Here is an 8,569-nt window from a genome sequence, read left to right on the forward strand (position 1 = left end):
TTAGAAAATTGATACTCGATCAGAATATTTTTCATAAAATTAGAAGCACTGGCAGATTTCTGCCAGTGCTTTTAACTTAGTGAAAGTTATAGAGGTTACTTTCCCTGTTCAAACTTAATCCATTTACAGGCTTTATCCTCCAATAGATCTATAAGCTTGAAAAGAAGCCATCCCATAATACTGATTGCCAGGATGCCTGCAAACATTTGTACATAGTCTACCCGGATCCAACTATCCATAATAAAATAGCCAATACCATATTGAGTAGCATAATTTTCTCCAAAAAAGAGTACAGCGATACTAATACCAATAGTAACTCTGAGGCCCGTGAGAATTTGGGGAAGTACTCCAGGTAGAATAAGGTGCTGATAAACCTGTATAGGAGAAGCACCTAGAGACTGAATAGAATAAAACAATTCTTTGTTTAGACTTTTGACACTATCCCGGGTACTGAGTAATACTTGAAAAAAGATGATTGAGGTAATCAATAGAATTTTAGAAAGATCACCCAATCCAAAAAGGATCATTAACACGGGAAGAAAAGCAATTTTGGGAAGGGGATAAAGAAGATACATAATAGGAGAGATAAAAGCATCAAGCTTTTCATTCATCCCTAGTAATAAACCCAGAGGAACCCCTATGATCACAGAAATCCCTATAGCAGAAAACATTCTATATAAGCTCACTCCAAGATGAATAAGCAAATCTTTTTGGAGTAATTGTCCAAACTCTTTAAAGACATCCATAGGATTAGGGATGATAGGGCTTTGTAAGGCCTTGTGAAGCATGTACCAAAATATTAAAACACTAAGGGAGGCATAGAGGGTTTTGTTTTTCGTTATACCACTGAAATTCAACGGATATCGCCTCCCTTTTCCATTAGCTTTCTTACCTCCATACAAGTTTTATAAAAATCTAACTTCTCTCTGAAGTCTTTATCTCCAAAATGAGGATTTTCTAGAATATGGGCTATCCTTCCACTGGAGGGCTCCATAATAACTATTTTCTGACCTAAATATACAGCCTCCTCAATATTATGGGTTACTAGTAAAAGTGACATTTTCTCCTCGAGATGAATTTGCAGCAAGATATTTTGTAGAATTTCCCGGGAAATTGCGTCTAAAGAGGAAAAGGGCTCATCCAGAAGCAAAAGATCAGGCCCCACAGTCAAGGCCCGGGCGATAGCAACTCTTTGTTGCTGACCTCCACTTAATTGGGAGGGATAATTATGCTTATGCTTTTCTAGTCCTAGCTTGGATATGATATCCTCTACTTTTTTAGAAAGAATTTCCTTGTCCTCTTTACGAATTTTTAACCCAAGGGCCACATTATCCCATAGAGTTTTCCAGGGAAGCAGTCCATAATTTTGGAGAATAAGGCTTGTTTCTCTGCGGTTTTTCTTTACCGGTTCTCCTTGGATGAAAACTCTACCCTGGACAGGCTTTAATATCCCTGCCACAGCGTAGAGTAAAGTAGATTTGCCACATCCCGAGGGGCCAATAATAGCGCAGGTGGAATGGGGTGGAATATGCAAGTTGATATCCTTAAGAGCGGTGAAGTCTCCATAGCGGACTTCCAAGTTTTCAATATCAATCATTTATTTCACATACTTTCCTTCAAATAGGCTTTCATAAGGGATATCAATATCAATCCCTTGGGTCTTTTCCACCCAATGAATCACCTTATCCATATAAGCTTGATCATGGATCCTAGTTCTATGATAAGTGGGAAGAATAATCTTATCCTTTATCTCAGGCTTTAATTTTAACTTTTCAATTAAAATCTCTCGAGCAAAACTATCATCCTTTTGAATATCCTCTACAGCGCGATTATAGCCTTGAATAAACAGACTAATAGCCTCGTCCTTTTCCTTTAAAGCTTTGTCAGTAAAGACCATGGCATCAGGAGTATAGGTGTCCTTGCTTTCAAATACCTTTTTTTCCAACCCATCTAATTCTCCCATAGAGGCCATGGGTTCTGGGATAATGGCCATATCCAATTGGTTGTTTTTTACCATTTCCAATCGAGCAGGGATTTCTGGAATAAATACCTTTTCCATTTTAATGCGATTTCCTAAAAGTTCATCGGAGAGAAAATTGGTTACACTGACTTCCATCATTCCTACTTTTTTTGTCCCACCATCTTCAAAGTTTTGGGATACTAAAAAGGGAAAACTTCCATCCGTAGCGGTAACCATTTTTATACCAAAGTCATTATGCACATTGTCGATAAAAGCGATCAAATCTGTGATGGTACCATCTAATTCTCCGGTTTGAAGAGCACTTTGTCGATTCATCGCATTAGTATAGACTTCTATATCCATATTCAATCCCAACTCTTTAAAATAGCCCTTTTCCTCTGCCACAAATATAGGAGCAGAGTCTACAGCAGGCATGAGACCTACTTTAAGGTTAAGAGAAGGATCTTCCCCTTGGATTTGTTGAGTAGCACAGCCTGAAAGTAGCAGTAAAGCAATAAGTACAATGATTATTTTTTTCACGTTTCTTCCTCCTACAAAGTTCAGTTTAATAAAAGCTGTAAAGTTTATAGCATAGTAGTGAAATAACTAACTATTATTGTATAGATGGGAATAAGCGAGTGTCAAGATAATAAAGTTCTTTAAGGAGAAAAATATAAACTATAAAAATGAATGGATTTGTCGAATAGGTTATTGTAAAGGGAAATATGCAAAATGGATTTCCATAAAGAAGATGTATCCTATGATAAAGGATAATCAAAGATAGACCTAAGACAAAAGGAGAGTAAGCAAAATGACGAAAAAGATTGACCTAATTTATGATTCTACTGAAAAATGCCTTGTTTGCCATAGGGAGTTTCCCATTAAAAAGGTAAGGAAAAGCAGGATAAGAATAGTAAAGCAAGATGAGGATTTTTGTACTTATTATGATTCCACAAATCCATATTTTTATGAATTTCTGATGTGTACTCATTGTAAAACTGTATTCATAGATAGTTTTAGAGAATACCTCAAAGAAGGGGATATAGAAATCTCTAAAAAACTGGTGGAGCTTTATAGCCAAATGCAGGAGACAGATCATTTAATAGGGGAACGAAATTTAGAGGACGCTTTAAGGATTAGTAAACTAGCTATTTTAACAGGGCAAATACTAAAGGTTCCCCATGGACTGATGGCAAGTATTTTGATGAGGGTTGCTTGGTTTAACCGTTATAAAGAAAATAAAGTAGAAGAAGAAAAGTATTTGCAATATGCCTACGAAGAATATGAAAAAGCTTATAAAAAGGGAGAAAAAATAATCTCAGAAGAAATGCAAACCTATTTGCTAGGGGAGCTTTCCTATAGATTAGAGGAAATTGAGAAAACTAGAATGTGGTTTAGTCGGCTGTTTGCCCTGAAAGGGAATATAGCTATTGTCAATAGGGGAAGGGATAGATGGCTTACGATTAGAGAGAGGGAAAAGGGATTACTATAGGCAAAGGATAGGGGAAAAGTCATTACTTTATAGGATTAAAAAATAATGAATGTGATATAATTTAAAAGAATACTTATATGGGACGACTTGAAGAAGAATAATAGAAGGGTATATCGAATAAAAAAAGGTAGGGAATGTCATGTACAAAATTTTCATTGTAGAAGATGATTTGGTTATTGCACGGACCATGAAAAATCACATAGAATCCTGGGGATATGAGGTAAAATGTGTAGAAGATTTTAGAAGGGTAATGACGGATTTTATAGATTTTGATCCCCAACTTGTTTTACTTGATATTTCACTACCCTTTTATAATGGTTATCATTGGTGTACCGAGATTCGAAAAGTATCAAAAGTACCGATTATTTTTATTTCCTCTGCTTCCGACAATATGAACATTGTAATGGCTGTCAATATGGGAGGGGATGATTTTATCGGGAAACCTTTTGACCTAAATGTGCTTACTGCAAAGGTGCAAGCCATGCTAAGACGCACCTATGACTTTGTAGGACAGACCAATTTATTAGAGCATAAAGGGGCCATTCTCAATACCAGCGATACCACTTTAATATACAATGATGAGAAGATTGAACTGACAAAAAATGATTATAAAATCCTCCAAGTACTTATGGAGAATAAAGGGAAGGCAATCAGTCGCGATACCATTATGACACGTCTATGGGAAACCGATAGTTACATTGACGACAACACCTTGAGCGTTAATATGTCCCGTTTGCGTAAAAAGCTTGAGGATGTTGGGCTATATGGGTTTATTATAACAAAAAAAGGGATTGGATATATGGTGGAATAAGATGAGGTTGCTTTTTGAATATTTCAAGGCACATATAAAAAGTATTTTGACGTACTCTTTATTTGCTATAATCTTTGCTGTGGTATTTTCCCTTTATGCATTGCCAATGGAAGCGGTACTGTATGCTGTAGCCTTGTCTGTAGTTATGACCATTATGGTAATGGCCATAGATTATACTGGATTCTACCGAAAACATCAACAACTCAAGCAACTACAAAATTCTATTACCATAAGTATAGATAAATTGCCTGCACCACAGAATTTGCTAGAGGAAGAGTATCTTATGCTCCTTAAAACTTTATACCAACATAAGTGCGATATGGAATCTGAATATGCAATAGGTCATAGCGAAATGTTGGATTATTACACTCTTTGGGCGCACCAAATTAAGACCCCTATTGCTGCCATGCAATTATTGTTGCAATCAGAGGAATCCAAAACAAACCGTGAATTGCTGGAACAGTTATTTAAAATTGAACAATATGTGGAAATGGTGCTCCAATATTTACGATTAGAAAGTATGTCCTCTGATCTGGTTCTTAAGACCTATTCACTAGATAATATTGTAAAACAGGCAGTGCGAAAATATGCAAAATCCTTTATACGAAAGAAAATTAGTCTAGAGTTTTCTCCTTTAGATTGTGAAGTCCTCACAGATGAAAAGTGGTTGGTCTTTGTATTGGAACAGATAATATCCAACGCATTGAAATATACCCATGAGGGAAAAATATCTATTTATATGGATGATAAGACTCCCAAAACATTAATTATTGAAGACACAGGCATTGGTATCCAGGGAGAAGATTTGCCTCGAGTTATTGAAAGAGGATATACAGGCTACAACGGACGAATAGATAAAAAATCTACAGGCATTGGATTGTACCTATGTAAAAGAATTTTAACTAAGTTATCGCACACGATTGAAATTGAATCAGAAGTTGGAAAAGGGACAAAGATCAGAATTGGACTGGATTCAGTAGACATCATTGTAGAGTAAAATCCATCCTTACAGAAGTGTAAGATTTAGAGGGGAAATGTAAGCCATAGTTATGGTAGAGCATTTCTCTATTTTGTTATACTGAACATGATAAAAACACAGGAGGTAATGAATATGACAATTTTAGAGGTGAAAAACCTTAAAAAAATTTATACAACTCGTTTTAGTGGCAATCATGTTCAGGCATTGAGCAATGTTACATTTTCAGTGGAAGAAGGGGAATATGTTGCCATCATGGGGGAATCTGGTTCTGGAAAAACAACCTTACTCAATATCCTTGCATCCCTGGATAAACCTACCAACGGTGAAGTATTATTGGATGGTAAAAATATTACTTCTATCAAGGAAAAGGAAATTTCTGCTTTTCGCCGTGATCATCTTGGTTTTGTATTCCAAGATTTTAATTTGTTAGATACTTTTTCTTTGCAGGATAATATTTTTCTGCCTTTGGTTTTATCGGGTAAGTCCTATAAGGAAATGGATAGCCGACTGAAACCTATTGCAAATAAGCTGGGGATTGTGGATATTCTTGCAAAATACCCTTATGAGGTTTCTGGGGGTCAAAAGCAAAGAGTGGCTGTTGCCCGAGCAATCATTACCAATCCCCAGCTTATTCTTGCGGATGAACCTACTGGGGCACTGGATTCCCGTGCGACTGAACAACTTCTTCATTTGTTCACAGAGATCAATAGAGAAGGGCAGACTATACTCATGGTAACCCATAGTATAAAGGCAGCAAGTCATGCAAAGCGGGTTTTGTTTATCAAAGATGGGGAGGTATTCCATCAAATCTATAAGGCCACAATGTCCCATGAGGAAATGTACCAAAAAATTTCCGATACCCTAACTGTTATCGCAACAGGTGGTGGAAGAAATGAATAAAATGTTTTACGCCAAGCTTGCCATTATGAATATAAAGAAAAATGCAAAAACATATATTCCTTATATCCTCACCTGCATTGGTACAGTCATGATGTATTATATTATGTATGCATTGTCTACCAACGACGCTCTTAATAAGATATCTGGTGGGGACACACTAAAACAACTTCTTTCCTTGGGCACATTTGTAATTGCCTTGTTTGCTGTGATTTTTCTCTTTTATACCAATAGTTTTTTGATTAAAGGTCGTAAAAAAGAATTTGGGCTTTTTAATATTCTTGGCATGGAGAAAAGACATATTTCAAGAATTATGTTTTTTGAAACCCTATATGTTGCATTAATTAGTCTTATATTCGGAATGCTAGGCGGAATTCTACTTTCTAAATTAATGCATTTATTATTGCTAAAGCTACTTCATTTTGAAGTACAGATGGGCTTTGAGATTTCCCTTCCAGCCATCCTTGCCACAATAATTTTATTTGCCATTATCTTTACGTTGATCTTGTTCAATAGCCTGCGGCAGATTCATCTGGCAAAGCCTATTGAACTGCTAAGTGGTGGACAAGTGGGGGAAAAAGAACCTAAAACAAAATGGCTCCTTGTAATCATTGGCCTACTATGTCTGGGGGCCGGTTATTATATTGCCCTCACCACAGAATCCCCTATAGATGCTATAATGTTGTTCTTTGTGGCAGTTATATTGGTGATTATAGGCACCTATTGTTTATTTACAGCGGGGAGTATTATGTTCTTGAAAATGCTTCGTAAAAATAAGAAATATTATTATAAAACCAGTCATTTTATCTCGGTGTCTGGTATGATCTACCGTATGAAGCAAAATGCAGTTGGTCTTGCAAGCATCTGTATTCTTGCTACCGCTGTGCTTGTGATGGTATCTACCACCGTATCCCTTTATGTAGGTATGGAGGATGTGCTACGAACGAGATATCCACAAAATATTATTCTCAGTGCAAGGGGTGTGTCCGAGGAACAGGTTGAACAACTGGATGGGATCATCAAGTCAGAAACAACTAAATTAAACCTTGCACCAAGGGAAAACATCCGATACCGATCTATGGAATTTGCGGTCATACGAGAGGGAGCTAACTTTTCAGGACAACAGGATGAAGCCTACAATATAGGAAGTGCTTCCGATATTGCCCTTACCACTTTTATTCCCTTGGAAGAATATAATCAAATGAAAGGGCAATCAGTGAAATTAGCATCTAACGAAGTTCTTGTATATAGTGTGGGAGAGGATGTCCTAAAGGATAGAGTTCAATTTGGTGACACTCAATTTAAAATCAAGTCCAGGATGGATTCTCTGAATATCGATGGGCAAATGTCGGCAATAATGGCCAATAGTTACTTTTTCATTGTTCCCGATGTAGAAACCATTGAAAATGTCTACCACTCTCTTACAGGAAATACTGACGACATGGGTGAATTATCCTATTATTATGGCTTTGATGTAAATGGAAAAGGAGAAGACCAGATTGCTCTGACTAATGCAATCAGTACTGCCTTAAAGGAAACTAAGATTAATGGATATGTAGAGGGGACAGAAATTGCAAGGGAATCATTTTATTCCTTATATGGTGGTCTATTCTTTCTAGGAATTTTCCTCGGTTTACTATTTATCATGGCAACGGTTCTCATTATTTATTATAAGCAGATATCCGAGGGCTATGATGATAAAGGACGATTTGAAATTATGCAAAAAGTAGGTATGAGCCATGGGGAAGTCAAAAAATCTATTCACAGTCAAGTGCTTACTGTATTCTTTCTTCCCTTGGTGGCTGCAGGAGTTCACATTGCCTTTGCCTTTAAATTTATTACAAAGCTTTTGGCCTTATTAAATCTAACCAATGTCACCCTCTTTATATGGTGTTTAATTGGTTCCGTATTGGGTTTTGCGGTATTTTATGCTATGATTTATGCCCTTACGGCAAGAGTGTATTATAAAATCGTTAGCTCATGATAGGTAAGCAGAAAAAGAATGACATAAATTACTAAAGAGAAAGGATAGGGAAGAATGAAAAGAATAATAACTTTGTTCATTATTATCATGATTCTAGTATTTACAGCTAGTAGTTATGTCATAGAGACAAATAATAGTAGCTATAACATAAAAGATAATCTTACCGCCCAAGTGTCCGCAACCACTAGTAATTACATAAATTATGAGGAAATCCCCCAAGACCTTATTCATGCAGTAGTCGCTGTAGAAGACCATAGGTTTTTTTCCCATCGTGGATTCGATGTTTTGAGTTTTGGGAGAGCCCTTTATACCAATATCAAAGGTAAGCGTCCAATAATCCCATGGATTTAAAATAAGTAGAAGACATGAGAGAATAGACTTTAATAGAGCACTTTTATAGCCCGCTGAGTACTCGGTGAACTATAAAAGCTTGAAAGGAGAGATCT

The 8,569-nt window shown here is 36.5% G+C and carries 9 protein-coding genes; 6 read left to right on the forward strand and 3 right to left on the reverse strand.

Going from position 1 to position 8,569, the window contains the following annotated elements; all coding sequences use genetic code 11:
• Window positions 1–95 precede the first annotated feature (95 nt).
• From NSA47_RS12840 to NSA47_RS12850, 3 genes are read right to left on the reverse strand one after another with little or no spacing between them, the layout of a single operon-like run.
• Window positions 96–857, reverse strand: a complete 762-nt coding sequence (locus NSA47_RS12840; RefSeq protein ID WP_257532602.1) for an ABC transporter permease — start codon at window positions 855–857, stop codon at window positions 96–98.
• On the reverse strand, window positions 854–1,597 hold the full coding sequence (locus tag NSA47_RS12845; RefSeq protein WP_257532604.1) for an ABC transporter ATP-binding protein: 744 nt from the start codon (window positions 1,595–1,597) through the stop codon (window positions 854–856). Before NSA47_RS12845 ends, NSA47_RS12840 begins: the two co-directional genes overlap by 4 nt.
• Complete coding sequence (locus tag NSA47_RS12850; protein WP_257532606.1) at window positions 1,598–2,500, reverse strand: ABC transporter substrate-binding protein; 903 nt, start codon at window positions 2,498–2,500, stop codon at window positions 1,598–1,600. It lies immediately after the preceding gene.
• Between the two features lie 271 nt (window positions 2,501–2,771).
• Here NSA47_RS12850 and NSA47_RS12855 point away from each other — a divergent pair, with 271 nt between their 5' ends.
• The 6 genes from NSA47_RS12855 (at window position 2,772) to NSA47_RS12880 (ending at window position 8,474) form a co-directional block, all read left to right on the forward strand.
• Window positions 2,772–3,452: a DUF2225 domain-containing protein gene (locus NSA47_RS12855; protein WP_257532608.1), complete on the forward strand. Its 681-nt coding sequence runs from the start codon at window positions 2,772–2,774 to the stop codon at window positions 3,450–3,452.
• Between the two features lie 139 nt (window positions 3,453–3,591).
• On the forward strand, window positions 3,592–4,263 hold the full coding sequence (locus NSA47_RS12860; protein ID WP_257532610.1) for a response regulator transcription factor: 672 nt from the start codon (window positions 3,592–3,594) through the stop codon (window positions 4,261–4,263).
• A 1-nt stretch (window position 4,264) separates the two neighbouring features.
• A complete protein-coding gene (locus tag NSA47_RS12865) occupies window positions 4,265–5,260 on the forward strand; it encodes an ATP-binding protein (protein WP_257532612.1) in 996 nt (331 codons plus the stop codon).
• A 114-nt stretch (window positions 5,261–5,374) separates the two neighbouring features.
• Window positions 5,375–6,142, forward strand: a complete 768-nt coding sequence (locus tag NSA47_RS12870) for an ABC transporter ATP-binding protein (RefSeq protein WP_257532614.1) — start codon at window positions 5,375–5,377, stop codon at window positions 6,140–6,142.
• Window positions 6,135–8,123 carry an ABC transporter permease gene (locus tag NSA47_RS12875; protein ID WP_257532616.1) on the forward strand — a complete coding sequence of 663 codons (1,989 nt, stop codon included), beginning with the start codon at window positions 6,135–6,137 and terminating at the stop codon, window positions 8,121–8,123. Before NSA47_RS12870 ends, NSA47_RS12875 begins: the two co-directional genes overlap by 8 nt.
• A gap of 54 nt (window positions 8,124–8,177) precedes the next feature.
• On the forward strand, window positions 8,178–8,474 hold the full coding sequence (locus tag NSA47_RS12880; protein WP_257532618.1) for a transglycosylase domain-containing protein: 297 nt from the start codon (window positions 8,178–8,180) through the stop codon (window positions 8,472–8,474).
• The last annotated feature ends 95 nt before the right edge of the window (window positions 8,475–8,569 follow it).

It is taken from the genome of Irregularibacter muris (assembly GCF_024622505.1).
Lineage (GTDB): Bacteria > Bacillota > Clostridia > Eubacteriales > Garciellaceae > Irregularibacter > Irregularibacter muris.

Excerpts from the sequence above, each read along its gene's own strand:
- NSA47_RS12845 (WP_257532604.1), bottom strand. The coding sequence starts at position 1,597 with ATGATTGATATTGAAAACTTGGAAGTCCGCTATGGAGACTTCACCGCT.
- NSA47_RS12855 (WP_257532608.1), top strand. The coding sequence starts at position 2,772 with ATGACGAAAAAGATTGACCTAATTTATGATTCTACTGAAAAATGCCTT.
- NSA47_RS12860 (WP_257532610.1), top strand. The coding sequence starts at position 3,592 with ATGTACAAAATTTTCATTGTAGAAGATGATTTGGTTATTGCACGGACC.
- NSA47_RS12865 (WP_257532612.1), top strand. The coding sequence starts at position 4,265 with ATGAGGTTGCTTTTTGAATATTTCAAGGCACATATAAAAAGTATTTTG.
- NSA47_RS12870 (WP_257532614.1), top strand. The coding sequence starts at position 5,375 with ATGACAATTTTAGAGGTGAAAAACCTTAAAAAAATTTATACAACTCGT.
- NSA47_RS12875 (WP_257532616.1), top strand. The coding sequence starts at position 6,135 with ATGAATAAAATGTTTTACGCCAAGCTTGCCATTATGAATATAAAGAAA.
- NSA47_RS12880 (WP_257532618.1), top strand. The coding sequence starts at position 8,178 with ATGAAAAGAATAATAACTTTGTTCATTATTATCATGATTCTAGTATTT.